The following is a 17,990-nucleotide window of genomic DNA, read 5'->3' as shown; positions in this document are numbered from 1 at the left end:
TCAGCCTGCCTTGGCCTGTTGCACCCAGTTTTGCTGGGGGATCGGCAAGTCGCAGGAGTCACCACGGCCGATCGGGAAATACTTGAAGCCCTTGCGGGTGAGGCGCTCGCCGTCGTACAGGTTGCGACCGTCAAAGATCACCGGGGTTTTCAGGCGCTGGTGAATCAGGTCGAAGTCCGGTGCCTTGAATTGTTGCCACTCGGTGCAGACGATCAGCGCATCGGCGCCGCCCAGGGTGGACTCCGGCGTGCCCATCAGCATCAACCGCGGGTCATCGCCATAGATACGCTGGGTTTCCTGCATGGCTTCGGGGTCGAATGCGCGTACGTTGGCGCCGGCGTCCCAGAGGGCTTCCATCAGCACGCGGCTCGGCGCGTCGCGCATGTCGTCGGTATTGGGCTTGAAGGCCAGGCCCCACAAGGCGAAGGTCTTGCCGCGCAGGTCACCCTTGAAGAACGCGTTGATGCGCTCGAACAGCTTGCCTTTCTGACGCTGGTTGATCGCTTCCACGGCTTCGAGCAGGTCGCTGGAACAGTTGGCCTGCTTGGCGCTGTGGATCAGGGCGCGCATGTCTTTGGGAAAGCAGGAGCCGCCATAGCCGCAACCGGGATAAATGAAGTGGTAGCCGATGCGTGAGTCGGCACCGATGCCCAGGCGCACGGCTTCGATGTCGGCGCCCAGGTGTTCGGCCAGCTCGGCGATCTGGTTGATGAAGCTGATCTTGGTGGCGAGCATGCAGTTGGCGGCGTACTTGGTCAGTTCAGCGCTGCGCAGGTCCATGAAGATGATGCGGTCATGGTTGCGGTTGAACGGCGCATACAGGTCGCGCATCACCTCCCGTACTTCTTCGCGCTCGCAGCCGATGATGATGCGGTCCGGGCGGCGGCAGTCGGCCACGGCCGAACCTTCCTTGAGAAATTCCGGGTTGGAGACGATATCAAACTGCAGCTCACGGCCGGCGGCGCGCAGGTTCTTGCGCATGTGGTCGCGCAGGGTATCGCCGGTGCCCACTGGCACGGTGGACTTCTCCACCAGGATCACTGGCGCCACGCGATGGCGGGCGACCGCATCACCCACCGACAGCACGTATTTGAGATCGGCCGAACCGTCTTCATCCGACGGCGTGCCCACCGCAATGAACAACACTTCACCATGCTCGACCGCAAGTTTTTCATCGTAGGTGAAATGCAGGCGTCCGCTTTCCAGGTTTTCCTTGACCATGGCGGCCAGGCCGGGCTCGAAGATGGTCACGTGGCCCTTTTGCAGCGACTCGACTTTGCGCTGGTCAACGTCCATGCAAATAACATCGTGACCGACTTCGGCTAATACCGTGGCCTGTACCAGACCGACGTAACCACTACCAAATACGCTGATTTTCATGGGGTATTCCTGGGACTTGAGGTGCTAGCACGACGAGAGTTGATGACCAGTACGCCGAGGATGACCAAGGCCACCCCCAGGGTTTTCGAAAGCGAAAAGTGTTCGTTGAAGACCGGCAGGCACGCCGCCAGCAGGTACACCAGCGCGTAGCTGATGCTCAGCAGCGAATACGCACGCCCGAGGGGCAAGTGCTTCAGTGCGCCGAGCCAGCAGAGCATCGACAGCGCATAAGCGATGATCGCCAGGATCACCACGCCCAGGGCGCTGCCGTCGATGCTGCCGGTGCTCAAAGCGTTCGGCCATTCATCCGGCAACGGCAGCCGCGTCATGCTCCAGCGCATGCCCAGTTGGGCGGCACTGACCAGGCCGACGCTGCCCAGGGCCAGGGCGAAACCGCGTGTCCGGCTCATACCTGGCGCCCCAACAGCACAACGCCGGCGATGACCAGCGCCACGCCCAGCCAGTGGCGACCATCGATGGGCTCGGCAAAGACAAAGCGCGCCATCAGCGTGACCAGCACAAAGTTCAGGCTGAGCATCGGGTAGGCAATGCCCACTTCAAGGCGCTGCAGCACCAGCAGCCACACCAGCAAGCCGAGGCCCAGGCACACCAGCGCCGACCACAACCAGGGTGAGCGTAGCTTCGGCGCCCACGCGTCGGGCATGTCACGCCAGCTTTCCACGGCAAACTTCTGCGAGACCTGGCCCATGCAGGTGAGCAGGCACGCCGTGAGCAATAGAAGCAGGGTGATCATGGCGCGACCTGCGGGAAAATCAGAATCACGATGTTGCCTTGCGCATACCGCTGGCCGTCCGGGGGCAGCAGTGCGAGTTCTTCCTTTTCGCCCTGGCTGTTGACGCGCATCACCACGCCCACGGCACCGCTGCGGCGGGTTTGCGCCATCCAGGCCTGGATTTGATTGCGGTCAATCAGACGATGGGCGGTATCGGCGTAGGCCAGCCCGTATTTCACCTCGCCAGAGGTGTTGTACAGCGTGATGTCGGGCCGTTTCAGCCGCCAGGCCAGCGCTGCGGACGCACCCAGGTCGTTGCTCAACAGCGCAACGGAGGGCTTGAGCTCTTCGGCGTGATCAATGATGAACTGGTCCGGCGTCTTGTTATAAACCACCGAATGGGGCAGGGCGGCAGGCAACAAGACCACCAGCAAACCGCTGCCGATCAGCGGCGCGGCCCACAGTTTCAACGGGCGCGCCGCCTGCAGCAGGTTGGCCAGGATCCAGCCGACCACGCCGGTAAATACCAGCACCAGGCTGAGGGTTTCCTCACCGTGCTCGTACAGCGGCTTCTTCCATTGGAACCAGATCAGGGCCAACAGCACGAGCACACCGATCACCAGGTTCAGCCAACCGTTGATGCGCAATACGCGGCCCCGGCCCTGAGCGAGCTTGTCACTCAGGGTCGAACCCATCAGCAATGCCAAAGGCAACAGGCACGGCATGATGTAGGAGGGCAGCTTGCCCTTGGCCAGGCTGAAGAATGCCAGGGGCATCAGCAGCCACAGCAGCAGGAACGCGGTTTTCGGCAGGCGCTTGTCCGACCATGCCTGCTTGAGCGTGGACGGTAACAGGGCGACCCACGGCAACGTGAAGGCGATCAGCAACGGCAGGTAGTACCAGAACGGTTCGGCATGTTGGGCATCTTCACCGGCGAAGCGCTGGATATGCTCGTGCCAGAAGAAGAAGTGCCAGTAATCCGGCTCTTGCAGGTGCACCGCCAATGCCCAGGGCAAGCTGACCAGGATCGCAGCAGCCACCGCCACCGGCCCGAACTTGAACAACTCGACCGAACGTTTCTGCCAGAGCGCGTAGGGCAGGGCGATCAACACCGGCAGCAACCACGCCAGGAAACCCTTGGTCATGAATCCCATGCCGCAGGCCAGGCCCAGCAGGGCCCAGGCCCCCAGTCGAGCACGGCGGGTAGTGCTGTCGAAGCAGAACCACAAGGCAGCGCCTGTCAGGTTGACCCAGAACGTGAATTGAGGGTCCAGGTTGGCGTAGCCGCCCAGCATCGCCACACTGACGAAACTCATGTACAGCACGCTGCTGACCAGGCTTTTTTGCGGGTCGTTCCACAACCGGCGGGACACCAGATAAACCAGCAGAATGCTCAGCCCGGTGCTCAAGGCCGAGGCAAAACGCACACCGAACAGGTTCTGCCCGAAGATCGCCTGGCCCAGCGCGATCATCCAGTAGCCGGCGGCAGGTTTTTCGAAGTAGCGAATGCCCATGAAGTGCGGCGCTGCCCACTTGCCGGTCAGCAGCATTTCCTGGCTGATCTGCGCGTAGCGGGTTTCATCGGGAATCCACAGCCCGTGGGTCGCCAGCGGTAACAGGTAGAACACCCCGAACGCCAGCAGGAGCAGGGGTAATGCCCAGCGCCGGATCATGCTTGCTGCACTCCAAGCCAACCCTCGCGGCCGCTCAATGCGCCACGCACCAACTGTTGCTGGGGCAGGGTGGTCACATCCGCAGGCAACAGGTCGCCCAGGGGTTTGAAATCGATGCCGCGCGGCCCTGCCTGGGCGAGCAACTGTCGAAAATCATTGGCCATCAGAATCCCTTCTACTTCTGCGTGGATCGTATAGACGTTCAGCGTCGAGGCGCTGAACCGATCCAGGATGAAACCGTTGAAGTCTTTGGCAGCCACGACCGGCCCGACGACTTCGTCGAAGGTCGGCAGGTCCACCGGAATTTGTGGGGTGCCCGCACTGCCGTCGGCCAGGGTCGGTCGAAACAGGCTGGTGCCCCGGCAATCGCTGTTGTAGCGAAAATTGAAGGCTTGTTTGGCTTGCACCACGCGTTCATCGGCGCGCCAACCGGCGGCCGCTGAACAGTCGACGCGCTCCCCGAGGATGTCGCTCAGGGTATCCACGCCGCGCCGGATCTGCTCGACCAGCTGCGCGTCACTCCAGCGCCCGGTGTTGGCCTGCCAGCCGTGGTGATCCCACGCGTGCAGGCCGACTTCGTGCCCGGCGGCCTTGGCCTGGCGCATCAGATGCCCCAGGTCACGGCCAATCGGTTTGCCTGGCCAGGCGGTGCCGGCCAGCAAAATGTCCCAGCCATACAGGCCGGCGGCATTGGAACGGAGCATTTTCCACAGGAACTGCGGGCGGATCAGGCGCCACAAGTGGCGCCCCATGTTGTCCGGCCCGACGCTGAAGAAAAACGTCGCCTTGACCCCGGCTTCATCCAGGGACTCGAGCAACCGTGGCACACCTTCGCGGGTGCCACGGTAGGTGTCGACGTCGATGCGAAGGCCTGCCTGCATTACTTTTTATCCGCTATTTCAAGCATGGCTTCGCGCAGGAAGAAATCCAGCGTGTTGCCGATGGTTTCGCTCATCTCCACGGTCGGCTCCCAGTTCAGCAGGCGCTTGGCATTTTCGATGCTCGGCTTGCGATGGGCCACGTCCTGGTAACCGGTGCCGTAGAACGCCTTGCTCTCCACGTCGCGAAAGCCCGCGAACGGCGGGAAATTGTGGCGCAACGGGTGCGCTTCGAACTGACGCAGCAGCTCTTCGCCCAACTGGCGGATGCTGGCTTCGTTTTCCGGGTTACCGATGTTGATGATCTGGCCGTCGCAGACACCGTTTTCGTTATCGATGATGCGCGCCAGGGCTTCGATGCCGTCAGCGATGTCAGTGAAGCAACGCTTCTGCTCGCCGCCGTCGAACAGGCGGATCGGCGTGCCTTCCACCAGGTTCAGGATCAACTGGGTGATGGCACGGGAACTGCCGATACGCGCCGAATCCAGGCGGTCCAGGCGCGGGCCCATCCAGTTGAACGGACGGAACAGGGTGAATTTCAGGCCCTTGTCGCCGTAGGCCCAGATCACGCGGTCGAGCAGTTGCTTGGAGACCGAGTAGATCCAGCGTTGCTTGTTGACCGGGCCCACCACCAGGTAGGAGGTGTCTTCGTCGAAGTACTGGTCCTGGCACATGCCATAGACTTCGGAGGTCGATGGGAAGATCACGCGCTTGTTGTACTTGACGCAGTAACGCACCAGCTTGAGGTTTTCTTCGAAATCCAGTTCGAATACGCGCAGCGGGTTGCGGGTGTATTCGATTGGGGTGGCGATGGCCACCAGTGGCAGCACCACGTCGCATTTCTTGATGTGGTACTCGATCCACTCGGTGTGGATGCTGATATCGCCTTCTACATAGTGGAAGTTGGGGTGGCTGCGCAGGCGCTCGATGGCGTCGGAACCGATGTCCAGGCCGTAGACTTCGTAACGGTCGTCGCGCAGCAGGCGCTCGGACAGGTGGTTACCGATAAAACCGTTCACCCCCAGGATCAACACACGGGTACGGCGTGGCTTGCGGCCCGACTCGGCGCCGCGCAGCACCGAACCGTCCACCAGGCCCAGTTCATCGGCCAGGGAAGGGCCGGCCAGGTACAAGCCGTTGTCGTTGCGCTGGCCAAACTTGACCACCAGGGAGTCGTCGCCACAGGCGATGCGCAGCGGGTTGACGCTGATTACGCGGCCAGGCGCCAGGCCTTCATTGCCCTTGACCACGTCGGCCTGCCACACGATGAGCTTGTGCTCACCCACGGCGCAAAAGGCGCCAGGGTAAGGCTGGGTGACGGCTCGGACCAGGTTGAACAGTTGCTCGGCGGGCTTTTTCCAGTCGATCTTGCCATCGGCGGCGCTGCGGCGGCCGAAGCAGGTCGCCTGGCTTTCGTCCTGGGCGGTTTCGGTCAGTTTGCCCTGGGCCAGTTGCGGCAGAGCGTCGCGCAGCAGGTTGCTGGCGGCATCACGCAACTTGGCGTGCAGGCTCAGGCCGGTGTCGCTGCGCTCGATGCTGACTGTCTGTTGGGCCAGGATCGCACCGGCATCGGCACGCTTGACCATGCGGTGCAGGGTCACGCCGGTTTCGGTTTCACCGTTGACCAGCACCCAGTTGGCCGGGGCGCGGCCACGGTATTTGGGCAGCAGCGAACCATGCAGGTTGAACGCGCCGTGGCGGGCGGTGGCCAGCACGGGCTCGCTCAACAGGTTGCGGTAATAGAAAGAGAAGATGAAATCCGGGTTCAGCTTGGCGATGCGCTCGACCCACAGGGGGTGGTTGGCATCTTCCGGGGCGTGCACCGGGATACCGTTGCGGGCGCACAGCTGGGCGACGGAGCCGTAGAAATTGTTTTCCTTGGGGTCATCGGCATGGGTGAACACCGCAGCGATGTCGTAACCCGCAGCGAGCAAGGCTTCAATACCGGCGCAGCCAATATCGTGGTAGGCGAAGACAACGGCTTTTGAACTCATGACTGGACCTGATCGGAAGTAGAAGTAGAAGTATGGGAAGACACCAGGCCATCAACGACGACCACGGGAGCCGGTGCTGCCGGTTGGTTGCGCAGCACTTTCTCAATGAAGAAACGCGGGCGGGCGCGCACATCGCTGTACATGCGGCCCAGGTATTCACCCAGCAGGCCCATGCCGATGAACTGGCCACCGGTGAACACAAACAGCACGGCAAACAGCACGAACAGGCCATCGCCCGCCCAATCGGCACCGAAGGCCAGGCGCATGACGATCAGCGCAAAGGCAAACAGCACGCCCAGCGCCGCCAGGCTGAAACCGACGATGGACAGCAGGCGCAACGGCGTGGTGGTCATGCAGGTGAGCAGGTCGAACATCAGGCTGATCAGGCGCATGGCGCTGTATTTGGACTCGCCGTGTTCACGCTCTGCGTGGTGCACCAGGATTTCCGTGGTGTGACGGGCAAAGCCATTGGCCAGGATCGGAATGAAGGTGCTGCGCTCGCGGCAGGCAAGCATCGCGTCGACGATGGTGCGGCGGTAGGCGCGCAGCATGCAGCCGTAGTCAGTCATGGCCACGCCGGTGGAGCGCTGCACGGCCAGGTTGATCAGGCGCGATGGCCAGCGACGGAACGCGGAATCCTGGCGATTGTTACGCACCGTGGCGACCACGTCATAGCCCAGGGCGGCTTGTTCCACCAGGCGCGGGATTTCTTCCGGCGGGTTTTGCAGGTCGGCGTCGAGGGTAATCACCACTTCGCCGCGGCACTGTTCAAAACCGGCCATGATTGCCGCATGCTGGCCATAGTTGCGATTGAGGATCACTGCGACCACGTTGCTGCCTTCTTCGGCGGCGGCGTCTTCGAGCAACTGCGCCGAATCGTCACGGCTACCGTCATCCACCAGGATGATTTCGTATTCGTAGGCCAACTGTTTGCAGGCCGCCGTGGTGCGGCGCAGCAATTGGGGCAGGCTCTCTTGTTCGTTATAGACCGGGATAACGATCGATACGCAATGAATAGGGTAGGGTTTCAAAGATTCAAGACCTCGGCTGGAGCAACTTGGAGCGCGAAAACAGCAGCGATTATTGGGCAAAACTACAGCCCGCAGAGTACAAAACGGCGCTAAAGATAAAGCGGAATCAACAGCTTAGTCGATTAACCCCGGATTGCTCTGAAGTGTTGCCTACAAGGTTAAGCGCAAAAATGTTCAACGAATATGAAAGTCGGATGAAAAACTCGTTTATTTGACAGGTAGACAGCTAGGGTTCAGCTATGTGGCCAAGGTGTTAAACCCTGTGATTTTCAGGCAGATAGGAACAGGCCGGCGGGTATTTGGTTCACGTGGGATGCACCCGCGACGGCCTCTGTGTACCTATTCAACAATCTTCTCTGCATTGCCCTTCAAGTGCCGGTAAAGTAAGCCATCTCTTGCCAGGGTACTCGGATGAATAGCGTGCAGCTTTTACGCGGCCAGTTGCGGCCGGTGTTGATGGGATTGTGGGTGTGCATCGCCTGTGTCACGACCGTGCGGGCCGATGAAGGCGTGACCCTGGCGAACATTGATCAGGTCCCCGAGGGTGTCGAAGTGCGCGGCAAGCAGGTCGCCGCTTACACGTGGGACGATCGCCAGGGCAGGAACCTGCTGGTTCTGGCCGAACAGGTCAGCGAACGGGACGACGATGGCACCCAGTCGGCGTCTGTCTATGCGGCCCAGTACCTGCTGGCGGGCGAGCATCCCAAGCGCGTGTGGATGCTCTACGACGACGTACGCCAGTGCCAATTCGACGCCGCGCTGCACTTTGACACGGCGGCTACCCAGGTCACCGACCTGCTGGGTGACGGCAATACCCAGGCGACTGTTGGCTATTCGCGCACCTGTACCAGCGATGTCAGCCCAAATGAATTCAAGTTGATCATGCACGTCGGCAAGTCAGAGAAGTATCGCCTGCGCGGCGTTGACCGCTACGGCGCAGCCTGGTGGGACGAAGACGCCGGAGCTCTGCGCGGCATGCCGTTGCCGACCGATTGCAGCGTGGCCGCACAGCAGGCGTTGGTCAGCCAGTACAAGGAACAGGGCACCGAGCTGCCGCTGCCAGGCTGCTACGCCGACGAGAAGGATTTTGCCAAGGCGCCGGACAGTTACTTGACCTTCATGCGCCGTCACTGGTTTGCACTGATGCAGAAACAGGACGCCGATTGGAGCCAATCCCAGAGTCAACCTCAGCCATCCGCCGAAGAAGAAGATGTGGCGCCCTGATTTGATGGCAAGGGCGAGACTGCGCTAGACTCGGCCCTCGCCAATTCAATAAATATTACGATTAATCAATGGATTGCTCGTGATATTTAATCCAAAGGCTGATCTACCTTGACTGAGTCCATCCGCAACCCGCTGACCCTCTACCTCACCCGCCTTGCGCCCTCCAGCCAACTGACCATGCGTTACGTGCTGCAGGATGCCGCCGACCGTCTGGGCCTTGACGACGTCAACCTGGAAGACATTGACTGGCACCTGCTGCAGCCCGAACAGGTGATTGCGCTGGTCGCCGCGTTGCGTGAAGACGGCTATGCGCCGAACACTTCGTCACTGTATGTGAATGCCGTGCGCGGGGTGATGAATGAAGCGTGGCGGATGAGCCTGATCAGCCAGGAACATCTGTTGAAGATGCGTTCGGTCAAGGCCGCGTCCGGTACACGCCTGGGGCAGGGGCGTAACCTGCGCCGTACGTTGATCCGCGAAATGATGGAAGTCTGCGCCGCCGACCCACGCCCCCAGGGCCTGCGCGACGCCGCTGTCATCGGCATCCTGTACGGCTCGGGCATGCGCAAATCGGAGTCGGTCAACCTTGACCTGGCGCAGATCGATTTTGCCCAGCGCAGCTTGCGCGTGATCGGCAAGGGCAATAAAGAACTGGTCAAGTACGCGCCCGACTGGGCATTCGCCAAGCTGCAGGCCTGGCTGGAGTTCCGTCGCGGGCAACTCAAGGAAGGCGAAGAGGACGACACGTTCCTGTTCAACCGCATACGACGCGGCAGTCATATCACCCGGGAACGCATCACCAAGCACGCGATTTACTACATCGCTCGCCAGCGCGGGGACCAGGTAGGCGTGAAGATCATGCCCCATGACTTCCGCCGCTCGTTCATCACGCGGGTGATCGAGGAACATGACCTGTCGATTGCGCAAAAGCTGGCCCATCACACCAATATCCAGACCACCGCCAGCTATGACGTACGTGACGACAACGAGCGGCGGCGGGCGGTGGATCGGTTTGATCTGTAGGCGTTACGCGCTGTTCAGGCGCTCGCCAGGTGCGGCGGCAAGCGCCGCAGCGTCCACAACACCGTGAGCATGGCTGCCGCCGCGCACAGCGCGATGCCAACCAGCATCGGCGCGGGCGTATGGTCGGCAAACAGTCCCACCAGCGTCATGGCCACAGCGGCGGTGACCATCTGAATCGCGCCCAGCAGGGCCGATGCCGAACCTGCCACCGCGCCATGGTCTTCCAGGGACAACACCCCGGCGGCCGGTAATAACAGGCCGAGAAAACCGAAGCCGATAAACAGCAGCGTCATCATCAAGACCAGGTGATTGCCCCACAGCGTACTGGCCGCCAGCAGCGCCATCACGGTTGCCACGGCAATCACCGACCAGCGGATCAGCGGCGGCAGGCCAAAGCGGGCGCTCAGGCGTGCCGTCAGCTGGCTCATGGCGAAAAATGACGCCGCATTCACGGCAAAGCACAGGCTGAATTGCGTCGGTGTCAGGCCGAAGTATTCGATGTATACAAAGGGCGCGCTGCCGATAAACACAAAGAACGTGGCCAGGCCAAAGCCGCTTACCACCGACAACCCGGTGAACACCGGATCGCGGAGGAGGGCGCCGTAGCTGCCGAATGCGCTGCCCAGGGTCTTGCCCAAACGACGTTCCGCCGGATGGGTTTCCGGCAGTTGCACGATCGTCATCACCAGGCACAGCAGCGCCACCACCGCCAACGCGGCAAACACCTCGCGCCAGCTCCAGAACGAAATCACCAGGCTGCCGGCCAATGGCGCAAGGATCGGTGAAACGCTCATCACCAGCATCAACAAGGCCATCAGGCGCGCCGCTTCATGGCCGGTGTACAGGTCGCGGACAATCGCCCGTGGAATCACCATCCCCGCGCATGCCCCAAAGGCCTGCACCGCGCGAAAACCGATCAGCACTTCGATGGTGGGGGCCAACGCACAGCCGATACTGCCCACGGTAAAGATCACCAACCCCGCATAGATCGGCAACTTACGCCCAAATACATCGCTGATCGGGCCGTAGAACAGCTGGCACACCCCGATGATCATGAAGAACACGGTCAGGCTCATCTGCACGGCGGCCGGCGACGCGTTGAGACTGGCGCCAAGGGTTGGCAGCGCCGGCAGGTAGCTGTCGATGGCAAAGGGGCCGACGGCGGTGATCAAGCCCAACAGCAGGGCGAGGTGGGCGATGCTTCTAGGCATGGGCAAGTCCGGGCAAAAAACGCCCAGCTTAAGGGATTCGCGCAGATCCGCAAACTTGGGCTTCACTAACCGATACCAGTGCCGATAACGGTACTGATGACGCTCGAACGGTTGGTTTCCCAACCGGCGGTCCAGGTATGGGGATACAGATGACGATCAAACTACGCTTGATGCTGTTGATTGCGACCGGGCTGCTGACCGCCTTGATCATGAGCCTGGCCGGCTACCTGGGAAACTCCCGGATGGGCGCTGCCGTGCAGGACAATGAAGTCAGCATGACGGTGCTGCGCAACCATATGGAAGCCGACATGATGCACGACGCCCTGCGTGCCGATGTGTTGTCCGCCATGCTGGTGGGGCTGGGCAAAAGCACCAGCACGCCGGCCGAGGTCAGTGCCTCGCTCAAGGAGCATGCCGAGCACTTCCGGCAGATGCTGGCGGATAATTTCCAGCTGCCGCTGGACGCCACCATCAAGGCCAGCCTGGAAAAAATCAAACCCAGCCTGGAGACTTACGTCAGCGCCGGCGAGCGCATCGTCGCGCTGGCCCTGGCCAATCCCGAGGCGGCGCGTGGGGAGCTGGAAACCTTCAACGCAGCGTTCCGCCAGCTGGAGGAGCAGATGGCCGCGCTGAGTGAAGTGATCGAAAGCCATACGCTGCACACCAGCACCGGTACCCAGCAAGCGATCAGCAACGCCAACTGGATCCTGGCCGTGGTCCTGGGCGCCAGTCTTTTGCTGCTGCTGGCCCAGGGACGCTGGGTGATCATGAGCATCATGGGACCGCTGCGCACCGCCAGCCGCATTGCCGACAGTATCGCCCACGGCAACCTGAGCGAACCAATTGTCGAGCCGCGCAACCAGGACGAAGCCAGTACGCTGATTCGCAGCCTCGCCACCATGCAGCGCGATTTGCGCGGCATGATCGACGTGGTACGCAGCAATGCCCATGAGGTCAACGGTGTAAGCGAACGCCTGAGCCAGGGCTGTCATGAGGTGGCGGGCAGCAGCCAGCAGCAAAGCGAGGCCGCCAGCACCATGGCCGCCGCTGCCAGTGAAATGACCGCCAGCATCGAAGAAATCACCCGCCATGCCGGGCACGCGCTGGACATGGCCAACCAGGCTGAAACCCTGGCCAAGGACGGCGGCCGGATCATTCATCAAGTGGTCAGCGACATGGACGGCATCGCACGCTCGGCCCAGCAATCAGCCCAGGTGATCCGCACGCTGGACAAAGAATCCGAAGCAATCTTCAGCATTATCCAGGTGATCAAAGGCATCGCCGACCAGACCAACTTGCTGGCCCTGAACGCCGCCATCGAGGCCGCCCGCGCCGGTGAGCAGGGCCGCGGTTTTGCCGTGGTGGCCGATGAAGTGCGCAGCCTGGCAGGGCGCACCAGCGCATCCACCCAGGAAATCGCCAGCATGGTCGGGCGTATCCAGCAGAACACCCGTGAAGCGGTGACCAGCATGGAGGAGGGCGTTGCTCAAGTGGACAAGGGCATGGCCGTCACGGCCGACGTGGAACGCGCGATTCGCGAGATCCTCCAGGCCACGCTCAATACCACTGAGTTGGTCAACGATATTTCCCGCACCATCAGTGAACAGAGCCTGGCCAGTAACGAGATCGCCCATCAGGTGGAGATGATTGCAGGGATGTCGGAAAGCAACAGCCGTGTAATTGCGGGGACGGCGTCGACGACGGATGAACTGTCGAGTTTGGCAGGGAAGCTGTCGCAGTCGGTTGATCGGTTTAAGATGTAAGTTATTGATATAACTCAACTAAATAGTCATTTAGTTGAGTTATGCCTGAACCTTGGGATGAGAGAGGCGATAGTGGGCGTGGAAACGATAGTTGGAAGCATCAGGGATAAGTGGGTCTATTTTTCGGGGGTCAACGCTGAGCTGAATGTGTTTTGGCTAAAGTATCTGGCCGCATTTCTTGTTTGGGGCATCGTGACAGGGCTTATCTACTGGGGAATTCGCTCGGAGAAGAATTTCGGGGCCCTTAATATCGCGCGCAAGCATATGCTTTGCGGTGTGTTTATGGTGGTTTTTTCTGTGGCACCAGGCACGTACGTCTGGTACGCGTTTATCGATTTCAAGCACCACCAACAGCTTGAAGCCGCGAATACGGTGGCTGAGTCACTGGAAAGTTGGTCGCGTGCTTGTCAGCAGACCAATGTCCCATGCCCAGAGCCTCCCGACATCCCAAGTATGCTTGAGCCAATCTTCGACACGATGACGCAATCAATGAGTTTCCTTGCAGGCTTGATGGGACTTTTGGGCGGCGCGCTGGGCGTTAATCTGATTACCGACGGGCTCCTGCGGCGTGAAAAGCCGGTGCCGTGCGCAAGCCCATTCAGTGGAACGCGCATCCGCAAAACGATAACGCTGGAAGTAAACGGGAAAGTGCTGCAGCACGAAACCATCGTGGACTATCCGGACAAGCGTTAACCACAAAGGGCGACGTGCACGACGGCGAATTTCTCGCCTCAGAGAAATTCGGCCTGGCCGATCCCTGTGAAAAGCAACGGCGGAGATACCCACGGGCGGTATATGTGGGTACGCATAATGTATATTATGTTAAACCAGATGCTATGTCAGATATGTTCATAAGCCACGTAAGTCACTGATTCGACGAATCCGTATTTGACGTCTACTCTTGTCACCACTCCTTAAAAATGAGAAAACCTCCATTATTTTAATAAAACTTTAGGATCAAGCAGTTACGATCATAAGCAGTAGTTTTACGGTTGATTCGGAGCGTGGACACCCCTTCGTAAATAAGAAAGCGTTGAGCGGATTGTAAAAAGCTAGATATCGGTGAAAAAACGTAATCCGTCATCGCGCCCCCTCGCAGTAGAAGCATCAGCGCAAGACAGCATTGCACATGAAAAAATGATCCTTAAATTTGAGAAAATCCTTAAAAAGGATAATCCAGAGCTGAACTCGCTCTCCTTCCGACTAAGCATGAACTCGATATAATTTGCCAAAGGGAAATCAATTCAGTCGCGCTGCGGCTGATCGTTCAGCTTTGTGCGCTTACGGGAACTGCCAGCGAAAGCAGAGCCTTCCACCTTGCTAAAGGCGTCAATAGCGTTGCCGTTAAAAAAGCTATGATAATTTGGCGACTTTTGAATGCGCTCGAGTTTGGTCCGGGCGTCAGCCACAATACTGATATCGATTTTGTTGTGCATTCTCGACTCCTTATTGCCGTGCGGCACAGGCAAGAAAGGCAAAATTTGGCGAGCGCTGATAAACCTCCCATAGGTGCCTTACCTTCGAAGGCCAAACGACATTCACTTTTTTCGGTGGCGTACCGGTCGGGCAGGAAAATCAAAACTCAATCCTGCGAGTGGGCCGCACGGTTCTTGATCCGGATGACAATGAAGCAGGCTTTCTTGCAATCTGATATCCAGCTTATTCAGTGAAAGACCGACCTCGCTCTCCTCAACCTCAATCTCCGCGTCTGACTCACTGTCCCTGTATTCCGGCACCAAGGATTCAGGGTTAGTCAGATAAAGGGCGAGCAATTTATGGTGTGGGTAGCGGTTCTCAAAATGCCTGACCAACCCCTTGAAAATGCTTTCACCGGTGGGTGTGCCAGCCACTCGGCGAATCACATAGTCAGCGATAGCCAGACGCACCTCGATCTCGTTTGAATCGAGTGGAAGGTCCTCGTACCCATCTTCAAACCGGCTATAGGGGCGGTATCTAACGGGCTCATCAGTCATCGTTCAGACCTCCTGCGCGGGTTTAATTTGACAGGTCAAATGCCGCACACGAAATTCCGGTGTTGGCATTGAACTGATCGCTCATGCGAAATTTCGACGCTATCTTTAAAGTACTTCAACACCAGCACAAATGAAACCACCGGAATCTTGTGTACGGGTAGCGAAACCTAGGAAGAGAACGCACCGCGACATCTTTCAAGCTGAAGACTTCTGACATCCGATTAGCTTCGGTTTTGGTCGACCAACGAGTGAGGCATCACATGATTGATGAGGTTCACACCAGGACATCCAACAGTCCATCCTTGCGTAGAAGGTCAACTATCACCTGTTCTTCAACCGAATAGACACCACGAGAAGTTTTCCAAACCAGTTGTTTTTCCTGGAGCGCCATGAGCGCTAGCAGCACGTCTGCTACTTCAATTTTAGAAGCGCTTGTTTCTATGCCGGCGTTCTCTATCGCTTTGGAATACAACTCCATAGTCGAGGATTCGAAGGGCGCGAAACTCTCACCTTTCGCCCCCATCACACGTAGGACGGCAGACTGGACTGGAGTGAGGCCACGGATCCCCGCCTGAAAGTTCGCATTGAATGCTTCTGCCTGCGCTCGGACAAGCTCAGCAAAACGCACCAAAATCGCTTCAGGGCCGACAGTGATATCGAAACGCACATCCTTTACGGCTGCATTGAGAAGTTCAGGTCGATAACAGTTCTCTTGAAACAACTGAAATACATCTGAAGAATCGAGATCATGTGGAAGATCAAGCGCCTTGCAATACCAATCAATGAAGTCTCTATCCAGCATTGGGAGCTGCAGCACTGAGGCCCCAAAAAACGCCTCATCGCTGCTGTTGCGAAGCATGGCAAGCTTGTCTTGGTTTGATCCGATGCAAACGATGCGAAGACCATAATGCTTGGAGCTGTTGAGTTCGTCCCTAGCCGCCTTTAGCGCAAAGAGCGCTGCGACGCCTTCGTCTGTAGTGATCGCATGTTCAGTTTCGTCGATTATGAGCACAATGAGTTTTTTCGACTCATCGGACAGCGCTGCAAATGCCTTGGTCAGATCAATTTCTTCCCCGAGTCCAATTGTGTTCACGTTGAAATTCACGCGACCGACACTTATCGTTTCCAGCCTGGGAGCTATCACCAATTGCATCATGAGTTTCTCGTTACGTCCAAGAGCTTCTCGGACAGTCTCGCCGATGATAGTTCGCGGCCCTTTCGTCAGGTCTTTCCAAAGATCGGCATACAACACAATGGCTCCCGCCTCTTCTAAGGCAGGCCTCAAATCTTCGCGGGCGAAAGTGGACTTCCCGGTTCGGCGTGGCGCTGTCAGAAACACACCTGACGTAGCAGCACTGCCCACTGCCACTTGCATTATCAGCTTAGTGAGCCGTGCAGCCAGCGGCTGGCGACGATAAAAGTTTTTCCGCGACATTGAGGGCCTTTGAAGAAATCTATCGGGAATCAAAGAGTCGAAGCGCTAAATTGAGTGGATTTACTATTAGCGTCCAACCGGCTTAGACGGTAGCTGCTCTGTCAGCATTCAAGAATCATTATAGGTCTGGACACTGCGTTGGTAATCCTTGCCAACTGACCCTAGCTCTAAGGTTTGATTTGCAGGTCGGTAAGATCAGGCCCGCTGATGGAAATAGTCAATTGTTGTCATCCTAAATGCAAAAGGAAGGGTTTGGCATAGATGCAATATCCGATAACTGTCAGACCCGGATGTTGCATAACGGTAACGATACACGCAAGCTAGAGCCACTCCAGTAACGTATTGGCCATTGCATGTCACGTCTCCCGCAGCCGCTGTTCGACACCTTCGAGTGCTTCCACGAGCTCAATTTTCTCCAGCTCAGCAACGAACGTTCTACTGTCCAGGAATATCTCAAAAGTTTCGATGACAGCTGCCGGGCCATTGACAGCTATCTGGTTGTACGGAGTTTTTTGAAGTCCTACGCCGGCAACCAGTCAACCTTCAACTCCTTCAGAACTCACGTCGAACGTTTACTGCTTTGGACGTTGATTGTGGCTCGTAAACCACTCTTAGATTTGTGCCGCTCCGATGCAGAGCAATTCATGGAGTTCTGTCTTAAGCCGCCGGTGAGCTGGGTCGGCCCCATGATCAAATCTCGATTCAAACGCATCGGCGGTCGTAAGCGTCTTGAATCAGACGAATACGTGGTAAATCCCGATTGGCGACCATTCAGTACCACCGTATCTAAACGTGAGCGCAAGCTGGCGACTGAGACGATGAACGATCTTGTCACTGGCGCATACCACATGGCCCAAGGATCTGTAGCTCAGGTCTTTGCTGTCTGCGGCAGCTTCTTTCAGCATGCGATGGATGAGGGCCTCACGGAATCAAATCCGTTCCGTGCCATCAAGCAGAAATCAGTCTACAAGCAGCGGAACAAGTCGGGGGTTGCGTCTCGATCCTTAACGGAATTGCAATGGAGTTTCGTGCTTGATACCGCAGAACAGATGGCTGACGAAGATCCCGCCTACGAACGTACGCTATTTGTGCTGGCGACCCTCTTTGCTATGTACCTTCGAGTTTCCGACCTCGTCGGCCGTGAAAACTGGCGGCCAACAATGGGTGATTTGCGACGGGATACAACAGGCAACTGGTGGTTCCACGTCGTCGGTAAGGGCAACAAAGCTGCCAAGATCAGCGTAAGAGACGAATACATAAATTGCTATCTCGTGCGGTATCGCCAGTTCCTGAGGCTCTCTCCCCTGCCCTCACCACAGGAACAAACTCCACTGATAAGTACGCTTAAGGGTCGTGGTGGATTATCAGATCGGCATGTAAGGACACTGCTTCAAGTGGTGTTTGACAGGGCCTTGCAACGCATGAAGAGCGAAAATTGGACTGAGGATGAAATTGACCATCTCCGTTCTGCGTCGCTGCATTGGCTACGACATACGGCCGCGACGTTCGATGCGCCGCTTCGCGATATGAAGGATCTCCAAGCGGACTTGCGTCATAACAGTCTCAGCACCACGCAAAACACCTATTACAACAGTCTGGATGAACAGCGGGCCAGATCAGTTAAAGGGTTAAAAATGCGAAAGTAATTGTCTGAAAAATATAGCCTTAGCAG

General features: G+C 58.2%; 16 protein-coding genes and 1 pseudogene. 6 read left to right on the top strand and 11 right to left on the bottom strand.

Annotated elements, in window-relative coordinates:
- From BFQ04_RS27975 to arnC, 7 genes are read right to left on the bottom strand one after another with little or no spacing between them, the layout of a single operon-like run.
- A complete protein-coding gene (locus BFQ04_RS27975) occupies positions 1-1,380 on the bottom strand; it encodes a UDP-glucose dehydrogenase family protein (RefSeq protein WP_065953561.1) in 1,380 nt (459 codons plus the stop codon).
- Positions 1,377-1,790 carry a 4-amino-4-deoxy-L-arabinose-phosphoundecaprenol flippase subunit ArnF gene (gene arnF / locus BFQ04_RS27970; protein ID WP_065953560.1) on the bottom strand — a complete coding sequence of 138 codons (414 nt, stop codon included), beginning with the start codon at positions 1,788-1,790 and terminating at the stop codon, positions 1,377-1,379. Before arnF ends, BFQ04_RS27975 begins: the two co-directional genes overlap by 4 nt.
- Positions 1,787-2,134, bottom strand: a complete 348-nt coding sequence (arnE, locus tag BFQ04_RS27965) for a 4-amino-4-deoxy-L-arabinose-phosphoundecaprenol flippase subunit ArnE (RefSeq protein WP_065953559.1) — start codon at positions 2,132-2,134, stop codon at positions 1,787-1,789. The genes arnF and arnE overlap by 4 nt, the downstream gene beginning before the upstream one ends.
- A complete protein-coding gene (arnT, locus tag BFQ04_RS27960; RefSeq protein WP_065953558.1) occupies positions 2,131-3,786 on the bottom strand; it encodes a lipid IV(A) 4-amino-4-deoxy-L-arabinosyltransferase in 1,656 nt (551 codons plus the stop codon). Before arnT ends, arnE begins: the two co-directional genes overlap by 4 nt.
- Positions 3,783-4,667 carry a 4-deoxy-4-formamido-L-arabinose-phosphoundecaprenol deformylase gene (gene arnD / locus BFQ04_RS27955; protein WP_065953557.1) on the bottom strand — a complete coding sequence of 295 codons (885 nt, stop codon included), beginning with the start codon at positions 4,665-4,667 and terminating at the stop codon, positions 3,783-3,785. Before arnD ends, arnT begins: the two co-directional genes overlap by 4 nt.
- On the bottom strand, positions 4,667-6,658 hold the full coding sequence (gene arnA / locus BFQ04_RS27950) for a bifunctional UDP-4-amino-4-deoxy-L-arabinose formyltransferase/UDP-glucuronic acid oxidase ArnA (RefSeq protein WP_065953556.1): 1,992 nt from the start codon (positions 6,656-6,658) through the stop codon (positions 4,667-4,669). Before arnA ends, arnD begins: the two co-directional genes overlap by 1 nt.
- Entirely contained in the window at positions 6,655-7,689 is a 1,035-nt protein-coding gene (gene arnC, locus BFQ04_RS27945; protein WP_065953555.1) for an undecaprenyl-phosphate 4-deoxy-4-formamido-L-arabinose transferase, read from the bottom strand. The genes arnA and arnC overlap by 4 nt, the downstream gene beginning before the upstream one ends.
- A gap of 411 nt (positions 7,690-8,100) precedes the next feature.
- On the opposite strand from arnC, the gene BFQ04_RS27940 reads away from it, so the two are divergent.
- Positions 8,101-8,913 carry a M949_RS01915 family surface polysaccharide biosynthesis protein gene (locus tag BFQ04_RS27940; protein WP_065953554.1) on the top strand — a complete coding sequence of 271 codons (813 nt, stop codon included), beginning with the start codon at positions 8,101-8,103 and terminating at the stop codon, positions 8,911-8,913.
- 108 nt (positions 8,914-9,021) lie between these two features.
- Positions 9,022-9,936 carry a site-specific integrase gene (gene xerC, locus BFQ04_RS27935; protein ID WP_065953553.1) on the top strand — a complete coding sequence of 305 codons (915 nt, stop codon included), beginning with the start codon at positions 9,022-9,024 and terminating at the stop codon, positions 9,934-9,936.
- Positions 9,937-9,950: 14 nt separating this feature from the next.
- Here xerC and BFQ04_RS27930 read toward each other — a convergent pair whose 3' ends face one another.
- Positions 9,951-11,147: a multidrug effflux MFS transporter gene (locus BFQ04_RS27930; protein ID WP_065953590.1), complete on the bottom strand. Its 1,197-nt coding sequence runs from the start codon at positions 11,145-11,147 to the stop codon at positions 9,951-9,953.
- 137 nt (positions 11,148-11,284) lie between these two features.
- On the opposite strand from BFQ04_RS27930, the pseudogene BFQ04_RS30615 reads away from it, so the two are divergent.
- The 3 genes and pseudogenes from BFQ04_RS30615 to BFQ04_RS27920 form a co-directional block, all read left to right on the top strand.
- Positions 11,285-12,052: pseudogene (locus tag BFQ04_RS30615) on the top strand (MCP four helix bundle domain-containing protein); the annotation flags it as partial.
- On the top strand, positions 12,047-12,910 hold the full coding sequence (locus tag BFQ04_RS30610; protein ID WP_371914551.1) for a methyl-accepting chemotaxis protein: 864 nt from the start codon (positions 12,047-12,049) through the stop codon (positions 12,908-12,910). The pseudogene BFQ04_RS30615 and the gene BFQ04_RS30610, both read left to right, overlap by 6 nt.
- Positions 12,911-12,988: 78 nt before the next feature.
- Positions 12,989-13,603, top strand: coding sequence for a hypothetical protein (locus BFQ04_RS27920; RefSeq protein WP_139111977.1), 615 nt, complete (start codon positions 12,989-12,991; stop codon positions 13,601-13,603).
- 551 nt (positions 13,604-14,154) lie between these two features.
- On the opposite strand, the gene BFQ04_RS27915 is transcribed toward BFQ04_RS27920, so the two are convergent.
- The 3 genes from BFQ04_RS27915 to BFQ04_RS27905 form a co-directional block, all read right to left on the bottom strand.
- Positions 14,155-14,346 carry a hypothetical protein gene (locus BFQ04_RS27915; protein ID WP_065953550.1) on the bottom strand — a complete coding sequence of 64 codons (192 nt, stop codon included), beginning with the start codon at positions 14,344-14,346 and terminating at the stop codon, positions 14,155-14,157.
- 102 nt (positions 14,347-14,448) lie between these two features.
- Positions 14,449-14,883, bottom strand: a complete 435-nt coding sequence (locus BFQ04_RS27910) for a hypothetical protein (protein ID WP_065953549.1) — start codon at positions 14,881-14,883, stop codon at positions 14,449-14,451.
- 274 nt (positions 14,884-15,157) lie between these two features.
- The gene (locus BFQ04_RS27905; protein WP_065953548.1) at positions 15,158-16,318 is read right to left on the bottom strand and encodes an ATP-binding protein; all 1,161 of its coding nucleotides are present in this window, start codon (positions 16,316-16,318) and stop codon (positions 15,158-15,160) included.
- Between the two features lie 353 nt (positions 16,319-16,671).
- Between BFQ04_RS27905 and BFQ04_RS27900 the strand changes: the two genes are divergently transcribed.
- Complete coding sequence (locus tag BFQ04_RS27900) at positions 16,672-17,964, top strand: tyrosine-type recombinase/integrase (protein WP_175413324.1); 1,293 nt, start codon at positions 16,672-16,674, stop codon at positions 17,962-17,964.
- The last annotated feature ends 26 nt before the right edge of the window (positions 17,965-17,990 follow it).

The sequence above is a fragment of the Pseudomonas sp. 37 R 15 genome (genome assembly GCF_900004865.1).
GTDB classification, from domain to species: Bacteria; Pseudomonadota; Gammaproteobacteria; order Pseudomonadales; family Pseudomonadaceae; genus Aquipseudomonas; species Aquipseudomonas fluorescens_AM.
The sequence above is the reverse complement of the archived record's forward strand: the minus strand, read 5'-3'. Positions and strand labels throughout refer to the sequence as shown.

Coding starts and splice junctions, on each gene's coding strand:
- BFQ04_RS27905 (WP_065953548.1), bottom strand. CDS start 16,318: ATGTCGCGGAAAAACTTTTATCGTCGCCAGCCGCTGGCTGCACGGCTC.
- BFQ04_RS27900 (WP_175413324.1), top strand. CDS start 16,672: ATGTCACGTCTCCCGCAGCCGCTGTTCGACACCTTCGAGTGCTTCCAC.
- BFQ04_RS27910 (WP_065953549.1), bottom strand. CDS start 14,883: ATGACTGATGAGCCCGTTAGATACCGCCCCTATAGCCGGTTTGAAGAT.
- BFQ04_RS27975 (WP_065953561.1), bottom strand. CDS start 1,380: ATGAAAATCAGCGTATTTGGTAGTGGTTACGTCGGTCTGGTACAGGCC.
- arnD (WP_065953557.1), bottom strand. CDS start 4,667: ATGCAGGCAGGCCTTCGCATCGACGTCGACACCTACCGTGGCACCCGC.
- BFQ04_RS27915 (WP_065953550.1), bottom strand. CDS start 14,346: ATGCACAACAAAATCGATATCAGTATTGTGGCTGACGCCCGGACCAAA.
- BFQ04_RS30610 (WP_371914551.1), top strand. CDS start 12,047: ATGCAGCGCGATTTGCGCGGCATGATCGACGTGGTACGCAGCAATGCC.
- BFQ04_RS27940 (WP_065953554.1), top strand. CDS start 8,101: ATGAATAGCGTGCAGCTTTTACGCGGCCAGTTGCGGCCGGTGTTGATG.
- arnE (WP_065953559.1), bottom strand. CDS start 2,134: ATGATCACCCTGCTTCTATTGCTCACGGCGTGCCTGCTCACCTGCATG.
- arnT (WP_065953558.1), bottom strand. CDS start 3,786: ATGATCCGGCGCTGGGCATTACCCCTGCTCCTGCTGGCGTTCGGGGTG.
- BFQ04_RS27930 (WP_065953590.1), bottom strand. CDS start 11,147: ATGCCTAGAAGCATCGCCCACCTCGCCCTGCTGTTGGGCTTGATCACC.
- arnA (WP_065953556.1), bottom strand. CDS start 6,658: ATGAGTTCAAAAGCCGTTGTCTTCGCCTACCACGATATTGGCTGCGCC.
- arnF (WP_065953560.1), bottom strand. CDS start 1,790: ATGAGCCGGACACGCGGTTTCGCCCTGGCCCTGGGCAGCGTCGGCCTG.